Origin of the sequence: Aliirhizobium smilacinae, assembly GCF_006335145.1 — a bacterium.
GTDB lineage: Bacteria > Pseudomonadota > Alphaproteobacteria > Rhizobiales > Rhizobiaceae > Neorhizobium > Neorhizobium smilacinae.
Genome location: NZ_VDMN01000002.1, coordinates 171,059 through 195,600, shown reverse-complemented (window position 1 = coordinate 195,600; position 24,542 = coordinate 171,059). Strand labels below are relative to the sequence as shown.

24 protein-coding genes are annotated in these 24,542 nt (G+C 58.2%); 13 read left to right on the top strand and 11 right to left on the bottom strand.

The annotated features are described in order from the left end of the window. Positions 1–5: 5 nt before the first annotated feature. From FHP24_RS11820 to FHP24_RS11790, 7 genes are all read left to right on the top strand, one after another. A complete protein-coding gene (locus FHP24_RS11820; RefSeq protein ID WP_139676941.1) occupies positions 6–935 on the top strand; it encodes an ABC transporter permease in 930 nt (309 codons plus the stop codon). After that, complete coding sequence (locus tag FHP24_RS11815) at positions 928–2,547, top strand: ABC transporter ATP-binding protein (protein ID WP_139676406.1); 1,620 nt, start codon at positions 928–930, stop codon at positions 2,545–2,547. Before FHP24_RS11820 ends, FHP24_RS11815 begins: the two co-directional genes overlap by 8 nt. A 24-nt stretch (positions 2,548–2,571) precedes the next feature. Then, on the top strand, positions 2,572–3,453 hold the full coding sequence (locus FHP24_RS11810; protein WP_139676940.1) for a dihydrodipicolinate synthase family protein: 882 nt from the start codon (positions 2,572–2,574) through the stop codon (positions 3,451–3,453). An 11-nt stretch (positions 3,454–3,464) separates the two neighbouring features. Further along, complete coding sequence (locus tag FHP24_RS11805) at positions 3,465–4,433, top strand: phosphoglycerate dehydrogenase (protein ID WP_139676405.1); 969 nt, start codon at positions 3,465–3,467, stop codon at positions 4,431–4,433. Continuing rightward, positions 4,430–5,479: an Ldh family oxidoreductase gene (locus FHP24_RS11800; protein WP_139676404.1), complete on the top strand. Its 1,050-nt coding sequence runs from the start codon at positions 4,430–4,432 to the stop codon at positions 5,477–5,479. Before FHP24_RS11805 ends, FHP24_RS11800 begins: the two co-directional genes overlap by 4 nt. 78 nt (positions 5,480–5,557) lie before the next feature. Further along, positions 5,558–6,325, top strand: a complete 768-nt coding sequence (locus FHP24_RS11795) for a fumarylacetoacetate hydrolase family protein (RefSeq protein ID WP_139676403.1) — start codon at positions 5,558–5,560, stop codon at positions 6,323–6,325. A gap of 199 nt (positions 6,326–6,524) precedes the next feature. Further along, positions 6,525–7,673, top strand: coding sequence for an iron-containing alcohol dehydrogenase (locus FHP24_RS11790; protein ID WP_139676402.1), 1,149 nt, complete (start codon positions 6,525–6,527; stop codon positions 7,671–7,673). Between the two features lie 105 nt (positions 7,674–7,778). On the opposite strand, the gene FHP24_RS11785 is transcribed toward FHP24_RS11790, so the two are convergent. Continuing rightward, on the bottom strand, positions 7,779–8,621 hold the full coding sequence (locus FHP24_RS11785) for a helix-turn-helix domain-containing protein (protein ID WP_139676401.1): 843 nt from the start codon (positions 8,619–8,621) through the stop codon (positions 7,779–7,781). Between the two features lie 243 nt (positions 8,622–8,864). Here FHP24_RS11785 and rhaB point away from each other — a divergent pair, with 243 nt between their 5' ends. The 5 genes from rhaB (at position 8,865) to tpiA (ending at position 13,727) form a co-directional block, all read left to right on the top strand. Beyond that, positions 8,865–10,334: a rhamnulokinase gene (gene rhaB, locus FHP24_RS11780; RefSeq protein WP_139676400.1), complete on the top strand. Its 1,470-nt coding sequence runs from the start codon at positions 8,865–8,867 to the stop codon at positions 10,332–10,334. After that, positions 10,334–11,605 carry an L-rhamnose isomerase gene (locus tag FHP24_RS11775; RefSeq protein ID WP_139676399.1) on the top strand — a complete coding sequence of 424 codons (1,272 nt, stop codon included), beginning with the start codon at positions 10,334–10,336 and terminating at the stop codon, positions 11,603–11,605. The genes rhaB and FHP24_RS11775 overlap by 1 nt, the downstream gene beginning before the upstream one ends. Further along, positions 11,602–12,456 (top strand): rhamnulose-1-phosphate aldolase, encoded by an 855-nt coding sequence (gene rhaD, locus FHP24_RS11770; RefSeq protein WP_246091710.1) that lies wholly within the window; start codon positions 11,602–11,604, stop codon positions 12,454–12,456. Before FHP24_RS11775 ends, rhaD begins: the two co-directional genes overlap by 4 nt. Positions 12,457–12,467: 11 nt before the next feature. Next, positions 12,468–12,800, top strand: coding sequence for an L-rhamnose mutarotase (gene rhaM, locus FHP24_RS11765; protein WP_139676398.1), 333 nt, complete (start codon positions 12,468–12,470; stop codon positions 12,798–12,800). A 174-nt stretch (positions 12,801–12,974) separates the two neighbouring features. Further along, the gene (gene tpiA, locus FHP24_RS11760) at positions 12,975–13,727 is read left to right on the top strand and encodes a triose-phosphate isomerase (protein ID WP_139676397.1); all 753 of its coding nucleotides are present in this window, start codon (positions 12,975–12,977) and stop codon (positions 13,725–13,727) included. 156 nt (positions 13,728–13,883) lie between these two features. Here the strand turns inward: tpiA and FHP24_RS11755 are convergent, their stop codons facing one another. From FHP24_RS11755 to FHP24_RS11710, 10 genes are all read right to left on the bottom strand, one after another. Then, entirely contained in the window at positions 13,884–14,108 is a 225-nt protein-coding gene (locus FHP24_RS11755) for a hypothetical protein (protein ID WP_139676396.1), read from the bottom strand. 296 nt (positions 14,109–14,404) lie between these two features. Next, complete coding sequence (locus FHP24_RS11750) at positions 14,405–14,587, bottom strand: DUF1488 family protein (RefSeq protein WP_139676395.1); 183 nt, start codon at positions 14,585–14,587, stop codon at positions 14,405–14,407. Between the two features lie 367 nt (positions 14,588–14,954). Next, positions 14,955–16,310, bottom strand: coding sequence for an MmgE/PrpD family protein (locus FHP24_RS11745; protein ID WP_139676394.1), 1,356 nt, complete (start codon positions 16,308–16,310; stop codon positions 14,955–14,957). Positions 16,311–16,341: 31 nt separating this feature from the next. Further along, positions 16,342–17,097, bottom strand: a complete 756-nt coding sequence (locus FHP24_RS11740; protein ID WP_139676393.1) for a sulfite exporter TauE/SafE family protein — start codon at positions 17,095–17,097, stop codon at positions 16,342–16,344. Between the two features lie 19 nt (positions 17,098–17,116). Next, on the bottom strand, positions 17,117–18,451 hold the full coding sequence (locus FHP24_RS11735) for an MmgE/PrpD family protein (protein WP_210237824.1): 1,335 nt from the start codon (positions 18,449–18,451) through the stop codon (positions 17,117–17,119). 60 nt (positions 18,452–18,511) lie between these two features. Next, positions 18,512–19,516 (bottom strand): tripartite tricarboxylate transporter substrate binding protein, encoded by a 1,005-nt coding sequence (locus FHP24_RS11730; RefSeq protein WP_180355976.1) that lies wholly within the window; start codon positions 19,514–19,516, stop codon positions 18,512–18,514. A 26-nt stretch (positions 19,517–19,542) separates the two neighbouring features. Next, positions 19,543–21,066, bottom strand: coding sequence for a tripartite tricarboxylate transporter permease (locus tag FHP24_RS11725; protein WP_139676391.1), 1,524 nt, complete (start codon positions 21,064–21,066; stop codon positions 19,543–19,545). Between the two features lie 12 nt (positions 21,067–21,078). Further along, positions 21,079–21,543, bottom strand: a complete 465-nt coding sequence (locus tag FHP24_RS11720; RefSeq protein WP_139676390.1) for a tripartite tricarboxylate transporter TctB family protein — start codon at positions 21,541–21,543, stop codon at positions 21,079–21,081. A gap of 311 nt (positions 21,544–21,854) precedes the next feature. Beyond that, positions 21,855–23,060, bottom strand: a complete 1,206-nt coding sequence (locus FHP24_RS11715) for an MFS transporter (RefSeq protein WP_139676389.1) — start codon at positions 23,058–23,060, stop codon at positions 21,855–21,857. Then, positions 23,057–23,422: an antibiotic biosynthesis monooxygenase gene (locus FHP24_RS11710; RefSeq protein WP_139676388.1), complete on the bottom strand. Its 366-nt coding sequence runs from the start codon at positions 23,420–23,422 to the stop codon at positions 23,057–23,059. The genes FHP24_RS11715 and FHP24_RS11710 overlap by 4 nt, the downstream gene beginning before the upstream one ends. A gap of 125 nt (positions 23,423–23,547) precedes the next feature. Between FHP24_RS11710 and FHP24_RS11705 the strand changes: the two genes are divergently transcribed. Beyond that, the gene (locus FHP24_RS11705) at positions 23,548–24,435 is read left to right on the top strand and encodes a LysR family transcriptional regulator (protein WP_139676387.1); all 888 of its coding nucleotides are present in this window, start codon (positions 23,548–23,550) and stop codon (positions 24,433–24,435) included. Positions 24,436–24,542: the final 107 nt, after the last annotated feature.

The window sequence follows — 24,542 nt, the reverse complement described above, 5'->3', positions numbered from 1 at the left end:
TGACCATGGCCATTCAATCCACTCCCACCAAGGAAACCGTCGCAGCCGAACCGAGCGCTTTCGTGCGCATGGCGCGCATGCTCTGGGCCGACAAGTTCGCGCTCTGTGCCGCGATCTTCCTCGTCTTCGTTATCGTCATGGCGATCATCGGCCCGAGCTGGCTCGATGAAATCGCCACGAAACAGAACCTGCGCGGCCGCAACCTCGCACCGTTCGATTTTTCGCGCGAATGGTTCATGTGGCTCGGCGCCGATGCGCTTGGCCGCCCACTCTGGCCGCGCATCATTGTTGCCACCCAGAACACCATCATGGTGGCCGCCGGCGCCGTCTTCATCTCTGCTGTCGTCGGCACGCTGCTCGGCCTGATCGCCGGCTTCGCGTCGGAGCGCGTCAGCCAGGTCATCATGCGCATCGCCGACGTCATCATGTCCTTCCCGTCGCTGCTCGTCGCGGTGATCGTGCTCTACATCCTCGGATCGTCCATCCTCAACCTGATGCTGGTCCTGTCGATCACCCGTATTCCGGTCTATCTGCGCACCACCCGCGCCGAGGTTCTGGAAATCAAGAGCCGCATGTTCGTGCAGGCCGCCCGTGTCATGGGCGCATCGTCGAAGCGCATCCTGTTCCGCCACATCCTGCCGGTGGTCTTCCCGACGCTGACGACGCTCGCCACGCTCGATTTCGCCTATGTCATGCTGGCGGAAAGCGCGCTTTCCTTCCTCGGTATAGGCATCCAGCCGCCGGAAATCACCTGGGGCCTGATGATTAGCCAAGGCCGCCAGTACCTCACCAATGCCTGGTGGCTGTCCTTCTGGCCGGGTCTGGCGATCATCCTCACCACACTCTCGCTCAACCTTCTGTCCAACTGGCTGCGTATCGCGCTCGACCCCGTCCAGCGCTGGCGCCTGGAAATGAAAGGACCGAAAAATGGCTGATCATCTTCTCGAGGTCCGCAACCTCTCCGTGGATTTCCACACAGTTACCGGCACAGTTCATGCCGTACGCAACATCTCCTATTATCTCGACCGTGGCGAAACGCTTGCCATCCTCGGCGAGAGCGGTTCGGGCAAGTCGGTATCCTCGTCGGCGATCATGAACCTGATTGACATGCCGCCGGGCAAGATCACGTCCGGCGAGATCCTTCTCGAGGGCAAAGACCTGCTGAAAATGTCGGCCGAGGCTCGCCGCGAGGTGAACGGACGTCGCATCGCGATGATCTTTCAGGACCCCCTCAGCCACCTCAACCCGGTCTATACAGTCGGCTGGCAGGTGCGCGAAGCGCTGAAGACCCACGGTATAAGCACCACGCAGGCTCAGGCCGAAGCGTTGCGTCTGTTCAAGCGCGTTGCGCTGCCAGACCCGGAACGGGCGCTCGACAAATACCCGCACGAGTTTTCCGGCGGCCAGCGTCAGCGCGTGATGATCGCCATGGCACTGGCGCTGAAACCGGACCTTCTGATCGCGGACGAGCCGACCACAGCACTTGACGTGACGGTGCAGGCGGAAGTGCTGGCGCTGCTTAAGGAATTGCAGCGCGAAACAGGCATGGGCGTGCTGATCATCACCCACGACCTCGGCGTCGTATCGGAGGTCGCCGACCGCGTCGTTGTGATGGAAAAAGGCCAGCTGGTCGAAAGCGGCACGGTGCGTGACGTCTATCGCAATCCGCAGCATCCCTACACGAAAAAGCTCATCGCTGCCGCACCGGGTAAGGGCGAGATGCATGAGCCGGAAGCGCAAGGCGAACCGATCCTCAGCGTCAAAAATGCCCGCAAGTCCTACGGCGGCTTCGATGCGCTGAAGGGCGTTTCCTTCGACCTTAAGCAGGGCGAGACCGTTGCCGTCGTCGGTGAAAGCGGCTCGGGCAAATCGACGCTCGCACGCATCCTTCTGCGCCTCGAAGAGCCGGATGGCGGCACCGCGCACTGGAAGGGCAAAGACCTTTTCACCATGTCGCCGGGCGACCTGTTCAAGCTGCGCCGCGACCTGCAGATGGTGTTTCAGGACCCGACCCAGTCGCTCAACCCGCGCATGACCGTTTACCAGCTGATCTCGGAGGCCTGGGTCATCCATCCGGAAATTCTGCCCAAGGCCAAATGGCGCGAACGGGCCGCCGAACTGCTAGGCCAGGTCGGTCTGTCACCGGAACATATGGGCCGCTATCCGCACCAGTTCTCCGGTGGCCAGCGCCAGCGTATCGCCATTGCCCGCGCGCTTGCGCTCGAACCAAAGCTGATCGTCTGTGACGAAGCCGTCTCGGCGCTCGATGTGTCGGTCCAGGCGCAGGTGATCACGCTGTTGGACAAACTGCGCAAGGAGATGGGCATCGCCTTCATCTTCATCGCTCACGACCTGCCGCTGGTTCGTGACTTTGCCGATTACGTCATGGTCATGCAGAAGGGCGAAGTGGTCGAATTCGGCACCGTCGCCCAGGTCTTCGACAACCCGCAAAAGCCCTATACGCAGGCGCTTCTCGCCGCCAGCCTCGATCCCGACCCGGACGTGCAGGCGGCAAACCGCAACGCGCGCCTCGCAACCGCATCCTGATTTGATTGATACCGGAGTAGAATGATGACCAAGAAAGCCTTCGTCGCGATCGTGACCTGCTTCAACGACGACGAGACCATCAATTACGAAGCCACCCGCGCCCAGGTGCGCCGTCAGGTGGCGGCCGGCAACAACATCATGTGCGCCGGTACAAACGGCGATTTTTCGGCGCTGACCCACGGCGAAAAGGTAAAGCTGCTCGAGGAAGTGGTCGATGAAGTCGGCGGTAAGGTCGATGTCATCGTCAACGCCGGCATGCCCGCGACGTTCGAGACGCTGCAACTCGCCAAGGAATTCGATCGCATCGGCGTCACCGGCATCGCCGTCATCACGCCTTTCTTCATCGCCTGCACGCAGGATGGCCTGATCCGCCACTTCTCCACCGTGGCCGACGCCGTCAATACGCCGGTCTATCTCTACGACATCCCGGCCCGCACACAGAATCACATCGAACCGGAAACCGCCCGCAAGTTGGCCACCCATGGCAACATCGCCGGTATCAAGGATTCGGGTGGCGCGCAGGAAACGCTGGCTGCCTATCTGCAGGTTTCCAAGGAGGTCGAAGGTTTCGAAGTCTATTCCGGCCCGGACCATCTGGTGCTCTGGTCGCTGCAGAACGGCGCCGCGGGCTGCATTTCCGGCCTCGGAAATGCCATGCCGGACGTTCTCGCCGGCATCGTCGGCGGCTTCAACTCGGGCAATATCGAAGAAGCCCAGCGCCAGCAGGAAATCTACACCGCCTTCCGCACCGACCTCTACGCCCACGGTTTCCCGCCGGCCATGGTCAAGCGTGCGCTTTATCTGCAGGACTCGTCCGTTGGCGCCAGCCGCCAGCCGGCTCTGCTGCCGAACGCCGAACAAGACGCCCGTATCGGCGAAACGCTGAAGAAATTCGGCCTGCTGTGAGGGAAGAGCTGATGTCCATTGTCGTCGCAACGACGTCGCCCGGCTTCGGGCGGCATGGTCGGCTGCCGCAATTGCTTGAGGAAACCGGCTGGGAAATCATCCGTTGTACGGATACGGCTCTGCCGGATGGCGGCCTGTCTCAGCATATCGGGCGAGCGGACTTCCTGGTTGCCGGGCTGGTACCGGTCAACGCTGCGACGATCAAGGACGCGCCGAGGCTCAAGGCTGTGCTCAAGCACGGCGTCGGGGTCGATAATGTCGATATTCCGGCCTGCACGACAAAGGGATATCCGGTCACCAGCACGCCGGGCGCGAACTCCAATGCCGTGGCCGAACTGGCCGTAGGGATGATGTTCTCCATGGCCCGCAACATCCCATATGGTCATATGAACGTGATCTCCGGCGGCTGGGACCGCAAGCCGGGAACCGAGATTTCCGGCAAGGTGCTCGGCATCGTCGGGCTCGGAAATATCGGTAAGCTGCTGGCGCGCAAGGCGATTGCGCTTGGCATGACAGTGGTCGCTTCGGACCTCTATCCAGATCAGGCATTCATAACCGAGCACGGCATCGAGATCGTCGAACTCGACACGCTGCTAGCCCGTTCCGACTACGTGTCGCTGCACATTTTCGGCGGCACCGGAAACACAGCACTGATCGGGGCGGAAAAGCTCTCTTTGATGAAACCAAGTGCGTGCCTGCTCAATCTCGCGCGTGGTGAGGTCGTCGATAATGATGCGCTGGCATCCGCTCTCTCGCAGGACCGCCTGCGGGGTGCCGCAATCGATGCCTTCGTCACCGAACCACCGGATGTGTCGCATCCGCTCTTCAAGCTCCCGAATGTCGTCTTCACGCCGCATAGCGGAGCCGACAGCCTGGAAGCGCTTGAAAATGTCGGCCTGATGGTGATCAGCGACATAAAGGATTTTATTGCCGGGCGTCGGCCGCCTCGCGTTCTCAATCCGGAGGTTTACGACAGATGACCGATCCACGTTATTCGAGCGACGCCTTGCTCACGTTCGCCCATTCGCTTTTCGCTGGCGCTGGTCTTGAAGACGACAAAGCGACAGCAGTCGCCACCTATCTCGTCGAGGCCGATCTGATGGGGCATTCGACCCACGGCCTGGCACTGGCCGGCTGGTATCTGCAAGGCATTGCCGACGGCATCGTGACAAAGACGGGGAGCTATGAGACCATCAGCGATCGCGGTCCATCCGTCTGCTGGAACGGCAATCGTTTACCCGGAGCGTGGTTGACCTCCGAAGCCGTCAAGCTTGCCATGGAACGGGCAGGGGAGTTCGGCACCGCCACAGTCGTTATCGGCAACAGCCATCATATCGGAGCACTGGCCGCCTATCTGCCGATCGCGACCGAAAAGGGCCTGTTGGTATCGATCGCGTCCTCATCACCGTCCGGCGCTCAGGTCGCGCCGTTCGGCGGTACCAAGGGCGTTTATACGCCGGACCCGGTCGCGCACGGCATCCCGACGCCGGGCGATCCAATCCTCATCGACATCTCCGCCTCCATCACCACGGTCAACATGGCGCAGCGGTTGATCCGCGAGGGTAGGCAATACGAGGCCGACTGGCTGATGGATGCAGAAGGCAATCCGTCCCGCAACCCCAAAGTGCTTGAAACTGGCGGCACGCTTCTGCCGACAGGCGGTATCGACCATGGCCAAAAAGGTTATGGGATGGCGCTGATCGCCGAAGCCCTGACGCAGGGGCTGGCCGGTTATGGCCGCGCCGACGCGCCGAAAGGCACCAATGCCGCCGTCACGGTTCAGGTGTGGGATCCCAAAGCTTTCGGAGGCAATGCCGCGTTCCTGCGCCAGACCGGCTGGCTGGTGGACGCCTGCCGCGCCAATCCGCCAAGGCCGGGTATCACGAAGGTGAGATTGCCCGGCGAGGCGGCGATGTCACGCAAGAGAAGCGCAATCGAAGCGGGCGTCGTGCTGCATGCCGGAATTATCGATTCGCTTGTGGCGCATGCCGAACGCCTGGGTGTCGAAGTGCCGGCGCCGATTTAACACGGTCTTGGTCAATTTGGCCGAGCGCTATACCCTGGCTCCGCTCATTTGAGCCTCAAAACATCCCGGAGGATACCCATGACCGATATTTCGTCACCAGCTTTTGACGCCAATGCGCTTGCCGACGCGTTGTATACGTTGCGCGCGGCAGGCGGGTCACAAGCCACGGCGGCATTCTCCCAACCTCGGGATCTCGCTGAGGCGGTGTTGGCGCAGAAGGCGCTCGCCGCGCGTGAAGGGGCTTCAACAACCGTATGGAAAGTGGCGATGTCGCCCGATCAGCAGGCCGTTGTCGCGCCACTGCATCCTTATGTTGAAACGTCTCGCGATGCGGAACTGCCCTATCTGCCGGGCATGAAATTCGAAGTGGAAATCGCCCTGCGTCTCGGCCGGGATCTTCCGGTCAAAGCCTATCCCTATTCCCGAGACGATATCTATGAGGCGGTTTCGGAGGCTTACCTTGGTGCGGAGCTTTTGTCGTCTGCAGTAGATGAAAGCGGAAAGCTGTCCTTCCCACTCTATGTTGCGGATCGTATCGGCAATCGCGGCTATGCACTTGGCTCGGTCGTGCCGAAAAAGCTTATCGATACGGTTGGAGAGGTCGAGGTGAAAGTCATCCAGGGCGCCAACTCAATCTATGAAGGGCCGGCAAAACACCCGGTCGGCGACGTTTTGGCTTGGCTGGTCGCCTATGCCAACGACAGCACCCGCACCGCCAATTCGCTGGAAGCCGGTTCGGTTATCACGACCGGCGCACTTTCCGGCGCAATGCTCTTGCCGGGACCGGGCAAGGTCGAGGTCTTGCTTGCAAAAGATTATGTGCTGAACGTCACGCTCTCGGCGTGAAATTTCGGATCCTTCGGCGCCGTTGTAAGCTCTATGGTCCGCGATCTCTAATTTCCGGCCACGCCAGCTGCAACTATGTCCAAGGCACAAAGGCCTCTTGATCCTACCCTCGCTAAACTTCCGATCACTAAGAAGATTTATTCTTGGAGCGCTGCCGTTCATCGTAACGGCAGTCTCCTGATCAGGAGGAAGAAACGAGATGGCATTTCGACTGTGTTTTCCAAAAATCAACATCAGCGGCGCCGGTAGCCTGGCAGAAGTTCCCGGTGAACTCGCAGCGCGCGGCTTGAAGCGTCCAGTCATCATCACGGACGAGACGCTGGTAAAGTTCGGCCTTGTCGCACCGCTGCTTGAGGGGCTGAAGGCCAAGGGCATCGAAGCTTTCGTTTATGATGGTGTCGTTCCCAATCCGACCGTCCCGATCGTCGAAGCCGCCTACAAGGTTTTTGTCGACAACAAGTGCGACGCGATTATTGGCGTCGGTGGTGGCAGCCCGATCGATACGGCCAAGGCCGTGCGCATCCTTTCAGCCAATCCGGGTCCGATCACGCTCTATGAAGGCGTCGGCAAAGTCGCCAAGTCGGGTGCCTTCCTGGCCGCCGTCAACACAACGGCCGGCACCGCCGCTGAAGTGACGTCCAACGCGGTCATCACCGATCCCGTCGCGCAGGTGAAGATGGTCATCATCGACGCCAACATCATCCCGGACATCTCGGTCAACGATTCCGCCATGATGACCGGTATTCCGGTTGCCACCACGGCAGCAACCGGCATGGATGCTCTGACCCATGCTATTGAAGCTTATGTAGCCAAGGGCGCGCATGTTCTCACCGACTATGCAGCGCTTGAAGCGATCCGTCTGATTTCGGCTTACCTGCCTCGCGCGGTTGAAAACGGCCAAGACCTCGAGGCACGTGAGATGATGGCTTACGGCCAGTTCATCGCCGGTCTCGCCTTCAACAGCGCAGGTCTTGGTCTCGTTCATGCGATGGCGCACCAGCCGGGTGCAGTGAAGGACTTGCCGCATGGCGTCTGCAACGCCATCCTGATGCCGCTGGTAGAAGAGTTCAACCGTCCTTACGCGGTCGAGCGATTTGCCCGGATTGCGGAAGCTATGGGAGTCGACGTCAAGGGCCTGAGCACCGAAGATGCCTCGAAGGCTGCGATCAAGGCAATCCGCGATCTGTCGGCAACGGTCGGGATTCCCAGCGGCTTTGCGGAACTTGGAGTGACGGAAGGTGACTTCCCGCTTTGGGTCCAGAAGGCACAGAAGGATCCTTGCGCACCCGGCAACCCAGTCGCAGCCACGGATGAAGACATTCTGGAGCTTTACAAGAAGGCTCTCTGACTACGAACGGAAGCTTGATTTTCTACCGATTGCGGAAGGCCTGCCTTATGGCGGGCCTTTTGATTTTGTAAGGTGCCGCCCTGCTGAAGGCAGGCGATGCGATGTTCAGGCGTAATTCGGGCGGGGCATGCGACGATATTCGCTGGGCGCCATGCCGGTCATCTTGCTGAAACTGTAGGAAAAGTAATTGCTGTCGTTGAAGCCGCAGGCAAAAGCAATGTCGGTGACACTGTCATTCGTTGCACGCAGCGCCCGCATGGCTTTGCTCAGCCGAAGCTTGACGAGGTAATTATGCGGCGTCGTTGCCGTTGCCTCGCGAAACAGCCGGCTGAAGCTGCGCGAGGAATATCCGAAGCGCTGAGCGACACTCTCCAGATCGATTTCCTCGGTGCAATTATGCCTGAGATAATTCAGGACATGCCCCAGTCGCGCCGCGTTCGGCAGCCCTCGTGCATCAGTGGCGAATTGCGAGCGTGACAAAACAATGGCGAGTTGGCTGAACAACGCCTCCGACATTGCACCCGAAAGCGGATCAGATCGGCGGGCCTCGTTTTCCAGGGCCTCGATCAGCGGTTTGACCTTTGCAAGAACATCCTCCGTAACCTGCCAGTGCTGCCGGCTCCCCTGTTCGTTATCTGCGGACCGCCGCATGATATCGAGAAAATCGTAGCGACCCGAGGCCCTGTCGGGCCGAAACAGGATATTTGTCAGGTAGAGGTCATCGACCTGTTCGTAGGCGTGATGGTCTTCCGCTTTGATATAGAAAAGCTCGCCGCAGGTGATGAAGTGCGGCTCGTCGTTCAACATATGCCAGCCATTGCCGGAAAGGACGATCATGACCTCTTGAAAGTCATGATCGTGAAGAGGAAACGCCGTCTGCGGCGATCGTTCCTCCACGATGACCGTTTGGGCGTCCGAATGAAAAAATTCCTTGGCCAAGAGCTTCATCGAATCAACACTGCATAATCACGCACAAGCTGACAGGTAACGCATTCGAAAGTGCCGGTCCCCGATCTGCATCAATGCGGCGCTCCGGCCTCCATCAATACGGGCGGGCGCGATGATGCAGAAGCTCTACCGTCATCTTCGAATAATGACGCGTATCATCAAATCTCATGTCTGCTTCTTCAAGGCGCCATGTCCCTGACTGCGGCTAAGGTGCTGAAAACGATGAAGAGAACATGCATGAGAATGCCTGAGAAAATCGCCGCCGTCGATATTGGTGCCAGCAGTGGCCGGGTCATCCTGAGCGAGCTGAAGGATGGCATTTTGTCGCTGACGGAAGCCCATCGTTTCGAGAACACTCTGCGTAACGACGATGTTTTCGGCCATCAATGCTGGGATCTCGATTTCCTCGAAACCGAAATGCGCAAGGGCCTTGCCGCCGCCCAGGAGAAGGGTTCTCTGGTAAGCGTCGGCGTCGATACCTGGGGTGTGGACTATGTGCTGCTGGATGAGGACCTGCAGCGGATTGGTCCGGCTGTATCTTATCGCGATCACCGTACGGACGATATGATGGAGGCGGTCTTCACGCAGATTTCCCGTCCGGAGATCTATCGCCGCACCGGCATCCAGTTCCTGCAGTTCAACACGCTTTATCAATTGGCGGCAACGGTTCGCCAGCATCCTGATTGGCTGGCTCGGGCTCGCCATTTCCTGATGATCCCCGACTATCTGCACTTCCGTCTCTGCGGCGTGCTTTCCAACGAATACACCAACGCGACGACGACACAGCTCTTCAACCTGCACCAGGATGATTGGGATGCCGATCTGCTCGAAGCTGCGGGCCTGCCGAAAGACGTGATGATACGGCCGGTTGAGGCGGGTACTGTTCTCGGTAACATGCCTTCGTTGCATAGCGGTGACCCCATCAAGGTGATCGCCCCAGCCACACACGATACCGGTTCGGCGGTCGCCGCCGCTCCACTTGAGACCGAGGACGAAGCGTTCATCAGCTCGGGCACATGGTCGCTTATGGGTATCGAGAGCAAAACCCCGTTTGCCGATGCGCAAGCCCTGGACGCAAACGTCTCCAACGAGGGGGGCGTCGAGCGCCGTTATCGCATCCTGAAGAACATCATGGGCTTCTGGCTGATCCAGCGGGTCCGGAAGGAATTGGGTTCGCCGGATCATGCCGGGCTCGTAACGGCGGCAGGCGATGGCATGCCTTGGCAAAGCCTGATCGATCCCCAGGACGCGCGTTTTCTCAATCCGGCCGACATGACCGCGGAAATCCAGGCATTCTGCCGGGAAACGGGTCAGCCTGTACCGCAGAGCGCAGGCGCCCTGTCGCGCTGCATCTTTGACAGCTTGGCCCTGTCCTATCGCCGCGTGAAAGAGGAGCTGGAAACTCTGCGCGGGCGTCCGGTCAATCATATTCGTATCGTTGGTGGCGGTAGCCAGAACGATCTCGTCAACCAGCTCTGCGCCGACGCCTGCGGCATACCGGTGACGGCCGGACCGATCGAGACGACGGCGCTTGGAAATGTCTGCGTACAGATGATCGCCTTGGGGCAGCTCTCCGGCCTCGATGAGGCACGCGCCGTCGTGCGGCGCTCATTCCCTCTAACCGAATATGTTCCGCGTCATTGCGTGCCCGAAACTGTCTGGGATCGTTTCCAGTCTTTCAGCCCGCTGCCTGCTCAAGAAGGACAAGCTTGATGAGCCAATCACAAAAAGTCGAAGCCGCTTATGCCATAGCGCGTGATGTCTTTGCCGCCGCCGGTATCGACACCGCGGTCGCACTGGACCGCCTCGACACCATTCCCATCTCAATGCATTGCTGGCAGGGCGATGACGTTCGAGGTTTTGAAAATCCGGCCGGACAGCTGACCGGCGGTATCCAGGTCAGCGGCAATTATCCGGGCCGTGCAGGCACTCCGAGCGAGCTGCGTGCCGATCTCGATTTCGCCATGGCACAGATTCCCGGCCAAAAACGCCTCAACCTGCATGCCATTTATCTGGAGAGTGACACACCAGTTGCTCGTGATGCGATAGAATCTCGGCATTTCCAGAACTGGGTAGATTGGGCCAGGAAAAGCCAGATCGGCCTCGATTTCAACCCGACCTGCTTTTCGCATCCTTTGAGTGCAGACGGGCTAACACTCAGCCATCCCGATAAAGCCGTGCGCGATTTCTGGATTTCTCATTGCAAGGCAAGCCGCAAGGTCAGCGAGTATTTCGGCAAGGAACTCGGCACGCCATCCGTCATGAATATCTGGGTGCCCGATGGCATGAAGGATCTTCCGGCCGACCGGTTTGCGCCGCGCGAGCGTCTTGCCCAGTCGTTGGACGCAATTATTGCCGAACCGATTTCGCGCGATTTCCACAAGGATGCAGTCGAGAGCAAGCTGTTCGGCATTGGTGCCGAAAGCTACACGGTCGGCTCCAGCGAATTCTGCATGGGCTACGCCACCAGTCGCAACATCCTGCTTTGCCTCGATGCCGGTCACTTCCATCCGACCGAGGTCGTATCCGACAAACTGTCCTCGGTGCTGCAATTCGTCGATGAAGTACTGCTGCATGTCTCGCGCCCGGTGCGCTGGGACAGCGATCACGTCGTGCTGTTCGACGACGAACTTCAGGCGATCGCCAACGAGCTGATCCGTGGTGACATCCTCGGCAAGGTGAATATCGGCCTCGATTTCTTCGACGCCAGCATCAACCGTGTGGCTGCCTGGGTGATCGGCACCCGCAACATGCGCAAAGCGTTGTTGCGCGCCCTGCTTGAGCCGGTTGCCAGGCTGAAAAAGGCTGAAGGCGAGCGGGACTTCACGACGCGGCTGGCCATGATGGAAGAAGCCAAATCAATGCCGTGGTCCGCGGTTTGGGATTTCTATTGCCTCAGCAGAAACGTGCCGGTCGGCATAGCCTGGCTGGACGAGGTCAAAAATTATGAACGCAACGTGCTGAGCAAACGAAAGGCCGCATGATCATGACACTGCATACTGCAAATTCCTGGTTTGTAACCGCCATGGTCAAGGCGACCTCGGACATGTGGCTGAAGGGGTGGGACGAGCGCAATGGCGGCAATGTCAGCCTGCGTCTGCTGCCGGAAGACGTCGCACCCTATCTGGCGCAGTGGCCGGCTAACCGTAGTGCGCCGATCAGCGATCCGCTGCCGGAACTGGCCGGCCAGTATTACATCGTCACCGGAACGGGCAAATATTTCCGCAACGTTCAGCTTGATCCTGCAGCCAATATGGGTGTTGTTCAGGTCGCGCCCGATGGCGCATCGGTCAAAATCCTATGGGGCTTCACGGATGGCGGCGCGCCGACTTCCGAACTTGCATCCCATCTGAAATCCCATGGTGTCCGTCAAAAGGTCAGCAACGGCCGCGACCGTGTCATCATGCATTGCCATGCCACCAACCTTCTGGCACTGACCTTCGTGCTGGACCTCGATCCGGCCAACGTTACCCGGGCGCTCTGGGAATCAAGCACCGAATGCCTTGTCGTTTTCCCGCAGGGGGTCGGTACGATGGGATGGCTCGTACCGGGTACGGACACGATCGGTGATGCGACCGCCAAGGAAATGGCCGATCATACGCTGGTTATGTGGCCATTCCACGGGATCTTCGGCACTGGCGATACGCTCGACGAAGCTTTCGGCCTGATCGACACTGCCGAGAAAGCAGCCGAGGTTTTGGTCAAGGTCGTATCGATGGGGGGGGCTCGCCAGACGATTACCACCCAGAACCTTCGCGATCTTGCTGCGCGTTTCGGCGTCGAACCGTTGCCGGAAGCGATGGCACTCGAAAACTGGCGTCTCGCCGCGCAATAAGAGGGAACACCATGGTCAGCCAGGCATCAAGGATCCGAAAAGCATTCGTCATGCAGGTCTTTCCCGACAAGCATGACGAATATAAACGTCGTCATGACGAGATCTGGCCGAAACTGGCCGAGACCCTGAAAGCGCATGGTGCCTTTTCCTACGCTATTTATCTTGACGAGGCGCGGAGCCTGCTCTTCGCCTCGGTCGAAATTGAATCGGAGGAGCGTTGGGCCGCTGTAGCGAATACCGCGGTCTGCAAGGAGTGGTGGGCTTTTATGGCGGATGTCATGGCCAGCAATTCGGACAACAGCCCGGTTTCGCAGGAATTGAAAGAAGTCTTCTATCTGTCTTAACTCGCTAAATGCAGCGATCGAGGCATGTCACTATCTCGCGAATGAGTGCCGCCAGGAATGGACAAATGGCCGAAGCCGCATGCTTTTAAGGCTGCCGTACTTCGCCTCAGAGCACATTGAATAACAGGATTTCCGGGCCGGCAAAGAACCGAGGCTCGAAGGGAGGAATACGCCATGGGATCGGTACCGAAGCCGCTTGTTGCCGGGAACTGGAAAATGAACGGTTTGCGCGACAGCCTCGCGCAAATAGAGAAAGTGGCGGCCAGCGAAGTCCTCGCCGCCTGCAACGTCGATGCCCTGATCTGCGTACCGGCCACATTGCTCCATTCCGCGGCAGTGATGACCGCTGGCACGCCGTTGCGGATCGGGGCGCAGGATTGCCATCATCAGGAAGGCGGCGCCTATACCGGCGATATTTCCGCCAGCATGATTGCCGACAGTCTCGGCAGCCACGTCATCGTCGGCCACTCGGAACGACGCATGGGATATAGGGAAGACGACGCATCGATCCGTTCCAAGACCGTCGCCGCGCACAAATCCGGCTTGACTGCTATCGTTTGTATAGGTGAAACGGAAGAGGAGAGGTTGGGCGATCAGACGTTGGACGTACTCCGCCGTCAATTGGCGGGATCCTTGCCGGATGACGTGACGGCAGAAAATACAGTCATTGCCTACGAGCCGGTCTGGGCAATCGGGACCGGTCGCACGGCCTCGATCGCCGATATCGCAGAAGCGCACGCCTTTATCCGCTCCGAACTCAGTCATCGCTATGACGATGAGTGTAGTCTCATGCGGCTCCTGTATGGCGGTTCGGTCAAGCCATCGAATGCTGCCGAAATTCTGCGCGTTGAAAACGTAAACGGTGCCCTTGTCGGTGGTGCCAGCCTCGTAGCCAGCGATTTCCTGGCCATTTGTAGCGTCTATTGATCGTGACCTCCGATCTCGATGGATGCAGGAGTTGGCCGCGATAACCAGTTGTGTCAAAAAACGTCTCGGCTTCGCTGCCAATGTAACATCATGAGTTCATGGCAGCACGCCGTGGCAAGGTCCCGTCCGGTATCGCCTGGATTGTCATGGGCCGGCTTACAAAGCTGTAGCGTCCTGCCAGTCGAGGAGGCCGTCATTCGCTGCCTTCCTGAATTCGAGCTGTGTCCGTGGCCGCTTGAGCCCAACGGCGACCTGCGCCCCTAAGTCCGCCAACACATACCAGGCTTCGCTTTTGCCGCTCGCCATCCCCATCGATTTTGCGGCGGTATCATCAAGATGAACCTGTATGGACAGCTTTTCTGTTGTGAACAGAAGCTTCAAAAGCAGCAGGTAGTCCCGTCCCGCCGCATCGCCATAGTCGATGAGATTTCGCTGACCGGGTTGTCTTGGTGCTTGTTTGATGATCGCGGCAACCTACAGCTTGCGCCCTACAGTTTGAGCGTTGTTCTCAAGGTGCGTGGTCGAATGTCATATGTGGTCTCCTTGCTCTCTCCGCTCGGCTGCGGCAATCATGGAGCTTCCATGATGATCACTCAACGGAAGTGCCCGAGGTCTAGAGTGATGGCGTTGCTCTTCGACTTCCCATAAGCCATGACCGCGGCCTTCAAAATTCTCGCTCACAAAGCATCGAAGGATGCCAGAAGATCTGCCTCGTTTGCAGTGCGGTGAGGCGTCTCGCTGGAAAGAACTTCGCTGGCGACAAAAAATTTGATCTCAAACATCCCGTCGTAGCCGGTAAAGCGGACGCAACGATTTTTCGGGTCAAAGCTGCGGCTCGCGTTGGGAAAGGAAATGCCCATCAGCACCCGCCGCCGTAATTAATCAATTTGCCAAATTTTCCATTATCACTCATCGCGTATCCGACGCGAATAAGCCTGGCAGAACCAAAATACGGTTCGTTTCGATCGGAAGACATATTGTCCTCCTTGACAACGCCCTGAAGATGAGCTGCCTTAAAACGATAAGTCGTGCCGTTTTTTGAGATTGCAAGCTCAGGTCGTGCAATGGGTCCGATTTTCACCGAATGACACACTCTGAATAGATGCCCGTGTTGAGATCACACGCCTGTCTATGTGTGATGTCTTTTCAAGAATTCCCTCGAAAAGCGGGATCGGTAGATCGTTCCCCATCGAGACCTTCACGGTCGTTGCCCACATCGGCCGATGGTTATTTTCCAGCTAAGAGTTGAGAAATATCGCGCAACGAACCAGGCTCGCCGAATTGCCAGGCCGCCCCGATAATTGTTTTGGCATTCGCCTCTCCGAGAACCGGCCGTACCAGACTGTTGAACTTTTCTTCCAGACCCTGGTCGCTGACCGGGTTGTCCGGGTGTCCGAGGATAATTGCGGTTTTCGCATGTAGGACGTCATTGGTGTCCAGGATCACATCGACGTAAGCAGATGCCGGCGATTGCCCTTCGACCGCCTCAACGACTACTTTCTTGCAAAGCGAAGTCACGCGCTCGTCCGCGAATACGGATTCGGAAAAATCGGACCAAGCAAGGCGGTAGCCGGAGAGCGCCATGGCAACGCAGAACGCCACGCTGAATTTTGCCTCGAGCGGCGTCTTCGGATCGGGATTTCCGGCTGTCACCAGTGCACCGGCATGAACTTTAACGTGAACGCTTTGGACTGACGAGTGCGAGATTTTTTCCGCAAGTTCCATCGCTGCCTGCGATGAGGCGTGCGTGGCACGGCAGCTGGCAAAAAGCTTGTAGCCGTTACGCAGCAATTCGGAGCCAGTGTCGAAATCGAGAGGCGGCACTTCGACCTGTCGATCCTGAATAAATGCGTCGAGCCAGCCATGTTCCAGCTCGAAGAGATGTATTGCAGCCACGTGACCTTCGCTCGCCAGGTCTGCGGCCAGAATCCCATCCATGGCCGCCTTGCCGGCATGGAACGGTTTTCCATGGGTTCCGAATGATCCCACGAGCCCGCCGGCTGTCGTCGCCGTATTTGCAAGTGCATGCAACGACTGCGACGCGTCCAGTCCATAGAGCGCTGCGGTAACCGCTGCAGCGCCCATCCGGCCGACCACGGATGTTGGATGAAACCCTTTCCGCTGAAGACGCCTGCCGACCCCCGGCACGCCTCCGCCTCCCAGCTTCGCCATAATCTCGAACCCAGTGATGAACGCACCGAGTGCTGCCTGGTCAGGCGCGTCGATGTGTTGAGCGACGGCAAGTGCTGTCGACCAGCAAGGGCCGCCCGGATGCCCCGCTCCCAGATAATGAACGTCGTCATAATCCATCGCATGGGTGGCCGTTGCGTTTATCAGCGCCGCAAGCGCCGGAGTCGTCGTGCCGCCAAGCACGATCCGGGATTTGCCTGACGCGTTCCATTTTGCCGCGGCGCGCCGGACGGGTTCTACCGTCTCGTCAAACGCGGCCACAATCGTTACGCCGAGATAGTCGACAAGTGAGCGTCTTGCCTCGTGAATGACATCGGCCGCGTACTGCCGGCTTCCCGCTTCTGCTACATAGCGTCCAAGGCTCAGGCCTCGCGGGATATTCGTCGTTGGCATCAATCTGTCCTGTTGTTGCTTAAGCTGCCGACTAACCACGCAATGCACTCCAGATGATCTGCAGGCTGAGAAGGGTCATGACCAGCTTAAAGGCGATCTTGAATTTGGCTTCCGGCACATTGTCGAGCGCGCGGCTGCCTATCCAGGTGCCGAAAACTCCGCTGAAAATCATGGCGGCGAGAAGCGGAGCCCAGCTTGCATAGGCAAAGCCGAGCAAACCGAAGGCCAGGATCTTCAACCCATGCTGGACCACCATGCAGGTCGCGTGTGTCGCGATCAAAGGCTGCCGTGTCAGACCTCGCGCGGATAACAGGGCAGCAACCAAAGGGCCCGTCGCACCGACGATCATTGTGCCGATTGAGGTCACTGTTCCGCCGGCAACAAAAAACAGGCTGCTTACATTTTCGGGCTTCGGCTTGCGTCCGTGAACGGACCAGAGGATGAAGAGCGCAAGAACCACTTTCGCAGCCGCCTCCGGAATCATCACCGCGACCGGCGTGCCGATTATTATGCCGATCACGCTGCCGATAAAGAACCAGCCGACAAGGCGCCAGGTGACGAAGCGATTTTGAATGACGGTACGGCCAAAATTCGAGCCCAGCTGCACGATCCCATGCACTGGCATCAGGCTTGCCACCGGAAGACCAATGCTCATGATTGCGAGCATTGCGACGCCGCCACCGAGACCCAATGCGGCAGTCAAGGCGGACGTGAAAAAGCTCGCGAAAACCAGAATGAAGGCAAAACTAACTGAGGTTTCCGGGGGAACGAAATTGAGCAGGTTCATGGATGCATAGCGACCTTCATCAGGCGAACTCGTCCGTTTCTAGACGCTTGAGCAAGTTCTCTGCTTCATTGCTGTTGAGCGCCAAGGCGGCGCAATCGAGAAATTTCCGCCGAATTGCCTGTTCCGGAATAGGATGGTCATAAGTGGATCCTAGGGCTGCCTCGACGAATCGCTCAAGCTGCTGTCCTCCGGTCGTCTTGATGATCACCGAGGCTCCGCTTGGGTTGTCATTTTCGTACCGATGCAGACTGACACGCGGCATGAGCGATCGCGTCGCAGGATCGTTGAAATGGGCCTCATCTTCGAAATCTTCCATGGTGACCGTACCGGTCACCAGAGCACGGGCGATCGTGTAGCTGGTCGAGAATTTTGCCGCGAGCGGTGTATCCGGGCTCTGTACGTTGATGTGAGGAAAGCGGATGGGATGAACGCCGATTTCAACCGAGGCGATCTGCTCGGGCAGCAACCGATATTCCTCTCGCAACGCTAGTACGCCGTCCAGAGGCGGGGCCAGCGCATAGCAGCACGGAAAGCGTTTTTGCTTGATGCCCTTGTGGCGGTCGAGAATCCGCAACGGACCGGACCATGGTTCGACAATAAAGCTGGCATCGTAGCTCTCGGGTGCGCCGTTGAAGACTGCGAAGAAGCCCTGGTGATGCTCGAAGGTAGTTGGGCCGGATGAAAAACCTGCACGCGCCAAGGCTGTGGCGGTCAGTGCGTTGCGGTTGGCATGACCCACGATCAGCGGCTTGGTCATGCTGCCGAAATTGGATTTGATGCCGGATGCAAAGGAAGTGGCAATGCCGAGAGCGGTCGCGGTTTGCTCTTGTGTCAGCTCGAGAAGTACGGCTGCTGCGGCTACTGCACCGAATATCCCCACGGTGGTTGTCGGATGCCAGCCAAGTGTGTATTGGCGCCGGCTCACGGCATTCCCCATACGTGCTGCAGCCTCGAAACCGGCGATATAGGCATTGAGTACCGCTGGTCCGCTGATGCCGTGTTCATCCGCGAGCGCAAGAATTGCCGGAAGGATTGCAACCGACACGTGACCATGCATGTGAGAATTGGAGTCGTCGTAATCCAGCATATGTGCAGCCGTCCCGTTGAGGAGCGCGGCATCAAGGCTGTTGAGAGTGAGATCGGTGCCGAATATCCGTGACTTGCCCGTGGCGGCGGTCGGCAAAACGACCGATCTCAGGATCTCGCTGCCCTGATGTCTGCTTCCCGCCAAGGTTACGCCGATCGTGTCGATGATGGCGTTGCGCGCTCGGTCGAAAGCTTCCTCCGGTAAATCCCGTCTGGAAAAATCGAGAAGATTGCGGGCAAAGGATTGGGATACGGTCAGGGAGGTCATCGGAAGTCCGGCACGGTCAGGCGGGAGCCCTTTGGGGGCTCCCGGGATTGGAACGATTGCTTACTGGCTGATGGAGCCGAGAAGCTCGCGATAACGTTTATCTTCGCTTTCGAGATAGGCCTTGGTTTCGACACTGGTCAGGCGATGCGGGACGAGAGATTCCTTTTCGAGCATTGCCTTCCATTCGCTCGTATCCGTCACGGCTGCGATGGCCTTGTCCCAATAGGCGATTTGCTCCGGCTTCAGGTCCGGCGGCGCGACGATGAGGCGCCATGCCGGGACCACGATATCGTAGCCAAGCTCCCGCCATGTCGGCACCTGGGCCAGCAGGCCTCCCGAACGCTCGGCGCTTGCGGCCGCGATATATTTCAGGTCGCCGGATTCGACGAACGGGTTGAGAGCAAACGGGGTGGTCACGACGACATCGATATGTCCACCGATCGTTGCAGTGACGCCTTCGGTGGAGGAATTGAAGCTGACCGCCTTGATCTTCTTGATGTCTGCGCCGACCTGCTTTGCAAGCTGCAGTACGCTGATATGGTTAGTTGTGCCGATGCCGGTGGAAATCGAGAACGACACCGATGCCGGATCCTGCTTCAGCTTGTCGACCAGATCCTGAGCCGTCTTGATCGGTGAGTTCGCACCGACGGCAAACACCATCTGCTCATCGAAAAGGGTGCCGATCGGTGTAAACTGCGCGAACGAGATCGGGCTGCGGCCCAGAATGTTGTTCGACAACATCACGCCGCCGACGACTTGCAGAATATTTGCTTCGCCGGGATGGGCGAGCGTGTAGGCAAGGGCGACCGCGTGCCCGCCGCCGGGCTTGTTGGAGACGACGCTGCCAGCCGGGGTGAAGCCGCCATCTTTCAGGAACCGCTCGATATCGCGAGCGGTTCGGTCGTTCGCGCCTCCCGGACCCACGCCGACGACGACTTCGACCGGCTTGTCAGGCGCCCAGGACGAGGATTGTGCGGAGCCGAGGCCGGGAAAGGCGGCAAGGCCGGCCACGGCCAGGGAGGAAACTAGGGCCTTGCGGCGCGTGATAGCGAATGTGGACGTCATGGAATTCTCCGATTGAGATTGATGGGTCAATTTTTCGAAATGGCGCGGGATGGCCGCAGGAAGCCGAAGATGGTGTTGCGGTGTTTCCATGCGAAAGGCAGGAAGAACATCGCGACCGCCAGGATAAGGAAGAAGACCGACAGCGCGCTCGACAGGAATATGTCGAGATCGCCACCGGAGATCGTGATCGACTGGCGGAACGACTGTTCGAGGCTCTTGCCCAAAACGACGGCGAGAACCATCGGAGCAAGAGGGACGTCGAGCTTGCGGAAGATGTAACCTACGATGCCGAAACCCAGGACAAGAGCAAGATCGAGTGTGCTCGCGTCGATTGAAAACACGCCGATGGTCGCGATCGTCAGGATGAGCGGTAGGAGAATTCCGGTCGGAATATACAGCAGCCGAACGAAGATGAAGATCAGCGGAAGATTGAGGATGAACAGCATGACGTTGCCGAGATACATGCTGTCGATCAGCCCCCAGACCACGTCCGGGTTGCGGCTCATCATCAGCGGCCCCGGCTGCAGCCCGTACATCACAAACGCACCGAGCAGGACGGCAGTCGTGCCGCCGCTTGGAAGTCCCAGGGTCAGGAGAGGGACCATGGCGCCGCCAGCCGCGGCGTTATTGGCGGCCTCCGGCCCTGCGACACCTTCGATCATGCCGGTCCCGAATTTTTCCTTCTCCTTATGAAGCCCGCGTTCGAGGCCGTAAGAAAGGATCGTCGAGATAGTTGCTCCCGGACCGGGAAGAACGCCTTTTGCAAAGCCGATGAGGGTGCCGCGAATGATCGGCATGATCGACCGCCGCCATTCTTCCCGTGTCAGCCACAGGCGACCTTGGATTCTTAAAACGGGCGCACTTCCGCGGACGTGCTCTTCAAACGTGATCAGCACTTCGGAGATAGCAAACATTCCCACTGCAATGACCAGAAAGCTGACGCCATCCTGCAACTGCGGAATACCTCCGGTGAAACGCGGTGACCCGCTCTGGAGATCGATTCCGACCGTGGCTATCATCAGGCCGAGGATCATCGAAAACAGACCCTTCGTGACTGATTTGCCGGTGAGGCTCGAAACCGCAGACATCGAGAAAAGCATCAGGCTGAAATATTCGACCGGCCCGAATTTGAGGCCGAAGCGAGCGAGCGGCGTGGCGAGCAGGCTGAGAGCGATGACGCTGAAGGTTCCGGCGATAAACGACCCGATCGCGGAGACCGCGAGTGCTGCACCGGCGCGGCCGTTTCGTGCCATCTGGTAGCCATCCAGTGTAGTCATCACCGACGAGGATTCACCCGGCGTGTTGATCAGGATCGAGGTCGTCGACCCGCCATACATGGCGCCATAATACATCCCCGCAATCATGATGAGAGCCGATGTCGGATCCATCCCGAAGGTCAGCGGCAAAAGGAGCGCGATGCCTGCGGAAGGCCCAAGGCCGGGCAGAACCCCGACGATCGTGCCGAGTATGCTTCCGATCAGGATGAACAGGAGGTTCCAAGGCTCAAGCGCTGTCGCAAAGCCGTCGAGCATATGCTGAAAATTGGTCATTTCGCTCTCGCGTCAAAAAGGAAGAATGCCGCGGGGGAGCGGAACGGCGAATAACAGTGCGAAGAGGAGATAACTGCCGACGGAGAACGAGATTGCGACCGTGACGGCTACAAGCCGGTTACCACGGTGGGCCGTAGCCATTAATACCGTCAGGAAGAGTGACGTCGAAAGCAGGTAGCCGAGGTAGGCGAAAGCCGTGAAATAGAGGGCTGTCCAGCATGTAACCGCTGCGATGAGACCGAATTCGCGCGTTCTTACGAAGGTGCTAAAGCGGGTAAAATCCGTCTTGAGCCCCGCAATCGACCGCCCCTCGACAAGGAGCGCACATCCTACAGCTACGAGGGCAGCAGCGAGAAAACTCGGAAGAAGTTTTGGACCAAGTGGGTCACCGAAGCCGAGCAGTGGAATCTGCGTTATTCCAATCCAGTATGCTCCAGCTATAACAAATGCCGTGGCGGCTAGAAAGACATAGGTCATTGGCGCCCTGGCTGGATTCGCTCATGGGGGCCAGTCAGCTGAATGGCATATTGTGCCGCGTGTGGGCAGGATGCCGTCCGAAACGTATCAAGCGAAGAAAATTGTAGGGGCAATGACATCACATATGCTGGTAGAAAGAACGATCTGTCTACCAGCATATGGAAAATCGATAAATTTTGTAGGGATTAGAATCTTTAATCGCTAGTTCAAATGGAATGGCTTTTCGCATATCACCGCGGCGTAGAAGGGATTTTCTAAAAGCCGCTAGCAGTGACTGCGGACCTAATGTCTCGATACCAGCGTTCAAAAGATTACAATCTGGATTTGAAGGCGCTTCGTCGATCAGCGAATATGACAAGCCCGCAGGGTATCAGAAGCGCCAGAACAGCCGGCGGAAATGTTGACACTCCGCCGCTCTCGAGCAGGACGCCTCCCATCAAGCCGCCGCCCGCGATCGCAAGGTTCCACGCAGTGACCAGCATCGATTGGGCGAGATCGGTTTGACGCGGCGCAGCGCGTGCAATGGCCGTTTGGAATATTGTCGCAGCCCCACCGAAGGCGAGCCCCCATAGGCCGACAGCCAGATATGTGGCCGTACGAGACGCGGGCCAGAGACCAAACATCAAGACGGATGTTATGAACAACCCGCAAGCGATGATCGCCAGAGCGCGCATTCTTCGGTCGATGGCAATCCCGACCAACCAGATGCTGGCGAGCGAGCAGCAGCCAAATATCAACAGGATGATATCCACCGTGCTCTGCATATCTGCACGATGAAGCAGAGGCACGATGTATGTATAAAGGAGGTTGTGCGCGAGAACGAACGTCAATGTCACGAACAAGATGGAGGCGACGCCCGGAAGTTTTCCAACCGACATCAAGGACTTTTTGTCTTCAGTTGTCTGTCCCGGAAAATCTGGCAACCGCGTCGCGACCCATATCATCAATAGAGCAGCGGCTACGCTGATGGATGCGAAGCAGGTTCTCCATCCGACGAATGTTCCCAGAAAAGTGGCCGTCGGCACGCCGACGGATAGGGCCAGAGGGGTTCCGGCCATGGCGACTGCGATTGCTCGTCCCTTCTGTGCATCCGGTACCATTCGGGCAGCATAGCCGGCCAGGAGAGCCCATAGAAGCCCGGCAGATACGCCGGCAATGAACCGTGCCGCCATTGTGAGAATGTAAGACGGCGAGAATGCCGTCACCAGGTTGGCGAGTGCAAATCCAGCAATGGCCAAGGTCAGAAGAGGGCGACGGCGCCATCCTTGTGTAGCACGGGTCAAGGGTATTGCAGCCAGAAGAGATCCAATCGCATAGGCTGTCACCATCTGACCAGCCGCAGTCTGCGAAACGGAAAGCCCCTCGGCAATTTGGCTGAGCAGGCCGGCGGGCAGGGCTTCTGTGAGTATAGTGATGAACCCCGAGAGGGCCAGCGCAATCAGCGCCAGCAGAGGAAAAGCTCCTCCACCGTGGTGTTGCGACCCGGACTTATTTTCACCTGCATGGAAGTGGGTCATGCCGATCGCGCGGCTCCGATCAATTTGGGCAGAACAAGATCGTCGACCGAATAGGTGTGGAATTCACTGATCGAGACCGTATCGAGCCGCTTGAACTTCTCGACGAAAACAGGATCAGAGAAGAATTCGTCGACATTTCCTGCACCCTGGATTGCTTCGATGTTCACCACGGTCAGGCCATCCGTGCTTTTGGCAAGGTTGCTCCAAAGAAAGCCTTCCTTCCGTTCGGCGACGTAATGCACGACGTCCTGAATGATGTCGAATGCCTCCTGCTGTTTGCCCGGATGGGCGTGAATGACGTTGACGATGAAGGTAGTTGGGGCAGGTTCGCCGACAAATGCGGCGGCAGGTCTCGATGCCATGCTGATCTCCGTTGATTTGCGCCATCACAATCGGTGCGGCGCCATCTGGATACCGGAGCGAAAATATCGGATAAACAGGCCTCATCTCTCGACATATCGGAAAAAAAGTCCGCAATGGAGCGCGTGTGGAAAAGCTCGGAACACTTGGCATATTCATTCAGGTTGCAGAGGTTGGGAGCTTCATCGCAGCTGGACATCGATTGGGGATTTCCGGATCCGCCGTTGGAAAGGCCATCGCCAGGCTTGAAGAGGAGCTTGGGGTCAGGTTGTTCAATCGGTCTACCCGCAGTATGGCGCTCACCGAGGACGGAAGCTTCTTTCTCGACACATGTCGGCGGATACAGGCCGAGTATGAGGAGGCGCAGGCAAAGCTGTCACGATCGCAATCGGTTCCTCGGGGGCAGTTGCGCGTCAGCCTGCCGCTCGCCGGCATGCTTTTGATGCCGACGATTTCGAAGTTTATGAGCGCCTATCCGCAGGTCAATCTTGATCTAGATTTTACGGATCGTATCGTTGATGTCATCGAGGAAGGATTTGACGCAGTAATCCGGACCGGGGAGGTGAAGGACACCAGGCTGATGAGCCGGAAACTAGGCTCGTTCCGTCATGTGATCGTTGCCTCTCCCGAATACCTTGCAGTGAACGGTCATCCGCGCGTCCCGGAAGATCTTGTTGATCACCGCTGCATGCACCATCGTTTTGCGAATTCGGGCAAGCTTGAAGCATGGCCTTTGGTGCGAGACGGATGTGGCATCAAGCTGGATCTGCCAATAACAACAGTGGCGAGTACGCTCGAGCCGCTTGTCTATCTCGCACAGCAGTCGTTCGGCATCACGTGTCTTCCACCGTTTGCGGTCGCGCAGGAGATTGGCGAGGGAAAGCTCGTTCCGTTGCTCGATGACTATCTGGCAGGGACCGGCACGTTCAGGGTTTTGTGGCCCACCAGCCGGTTCCTTTCGCCAAAGGTGCGGGTGTTCGTGGATTATATGGCCGCCAATCTGTTCAGCATCTGAATTGCGCGCGCGATCGGTACGCCTCTCAAATCAAAACCTAAGTAAACAACACAGGTCGCTGAGCTGTCAGGTCGAGCATTTGCTTCTTTTCAATAGCAAAAGCCGGC

Excerpts from the sequence above, each read along its gene's own strand:
- FHP24_RS11730 (WP_180355976.1), bottom strand. The coding sequence starts at position 19,516 with ATGACGTCCACATTCGCTATCACGCGCCGCAAGGCCCTAGTTTCCTCC.
- rhaB (WP_139676400.1), top strand. The coding sequence starts at position 8,865 with ATGCCTGAGAAAATCGCCGCCGTCGATATTGGTGCCAGCAGTGGCCGG.
- FHP24_RS11810 (WP_139676940.1), top strand. The coding sequence starts at position 2,572 with ATGACCAAGAAAGCCTTCGTCGCGATCGTGACCTGCTTCAACGACGAC.
- FHP24_RS11820 (WP_139676941.1), top strand. The coding sequence starts at position 6 with ATGGCCATTCAATCCACTCCCACCAAGGAAACCGTCGCAGCCGAACCG.
- FHP24_RS11740 (WP_139676393.1), bottom strand. The coding sequence starts at position 17,097 with ATGAACCTGCTCAATTTCGTTCCCCCGGAAACCTCAGTTAGTTTTGCC.
- FHP24_RS11785 (WP_139676401.1), bottom strand. The coding sequence starts at position 8,621 with ATGAAGCTCTTGGCCAAGGAATTTTTTCATTCGGACGCCCAAACGGTC.
- rhaM (WP_139676398.1), top strand. The coding sequence starts at position 12,468 with ATGGTCAGCCAGGCATCAAGGATCCGAAAAGCATTCGTCATGCAGGTC.
- FHP24_RS11805 (WP_139676405.1), top strand. The coding sequence starts at position 3,465 with ATGTCCATTGTCGTCGCAACGACGTCGCCCGGCTTCGGGCGGCATGGT.
- FHP24_RS11725 (WP_139676391.1), bottom strand. The coding sequence starts at position 21,066 with ATGACCAATTTTCAGCATATGCTCGACGGCTTTGCGACAGCGCTTGAG.
- FHP24_RS11775 (WP_139676399.1), top strand. The coding sequence starts at position 10,334 with ATGAGCCAATCACAAAAAGTCGAAGCCGCTTATGCCATAGCGCGTGAT.
- FHP24_RS11745 (WP_139676394.1), bottom strand. The coding sequence starts at position 16,310 with ATGCCAACGACGAATATCCCGCGAGGCCTGAGCCTTGGACGCTATGTA.
- rhaD (WP_246091710.1), top strand. The coding sequence starts at position 11,602 with ATGATCATGACACTGCATACTGCAAATTCCTGGTTTGTAACCGCCATG.
- FHP24_RS11715 (WP_139676389.1), bottom strand. The coding sequence starts at position 23,060 with ATGACCCACTTCCATGCAGGTGAAAATAAGTCCGGGTCGCAACACCAC.
- tpiA (WP_139676397.1), top strand. The coding sequence starts at position 12,975 with ATGGGATCGGTACCGAAGCCGCTTGTTGCCGGGAACTGGAAAATGAAC.
- FHP24_RS11750 (WP_139676395.1), bottom strand. The coding sequence starts at position 14,587 with ATGGGCATTTCCTTTCCCAACGCGAGCCGCAGCTTTGACCCGAAAAAT.
- FHP24_RS11815 (WP_139676406.1), top strand. The coding sequence starts at position 928 with ATGGCTGATCATCTTCTCGAGGTCCGCAACCTCTCCGTGGATTTCCAC.
- FHP24_RS11795 (WP_139676403.1), top strand. The coding sequence starts at position 5,558 with ATGACCGATATTTCGTCACCAGCTTTTGACGCCAATGCGCTTGCCGAC.
- FHP24_RS11710 (WP_139676388.1), bottom strand. The coding sequence starts at position 23,422 with ATGGCATCGAGACCTGCCGCCGCATTTGTCGGCGAACCTGCCCCAACT.
- FHP24_RS11720 (WP_139676390.1), bottom strand. The coding sequence starts at position 21,543 with ATGACCTATGTCTTTCTAGCCGCCACGGCATTTGTTATAGCTGGAGCA.
- FHP24_RS11800 (WP_139676404.1), top strand. The coding sequence starts at position 4,430 with ATGACCGATCCACGTTATTCGAGCGACGCCTTGCTCACGTTCGCCCAT.
- FHP24_RS11790 (WP_139676402.1), top strand. The coding sequence starts at position 6,525 with ATGGCATTTCGACTGTGTTTTCCAAAAATCAACATCAGCGGCGCCGGT.
- FHP24_RS11735 (WP_210237824.1), bottom strand. The coding sequence starts at position 18,451 with ATGACCTCCCTGACCGTATCCCAATCCTTTGCCCGCAATCTTCTCGAT.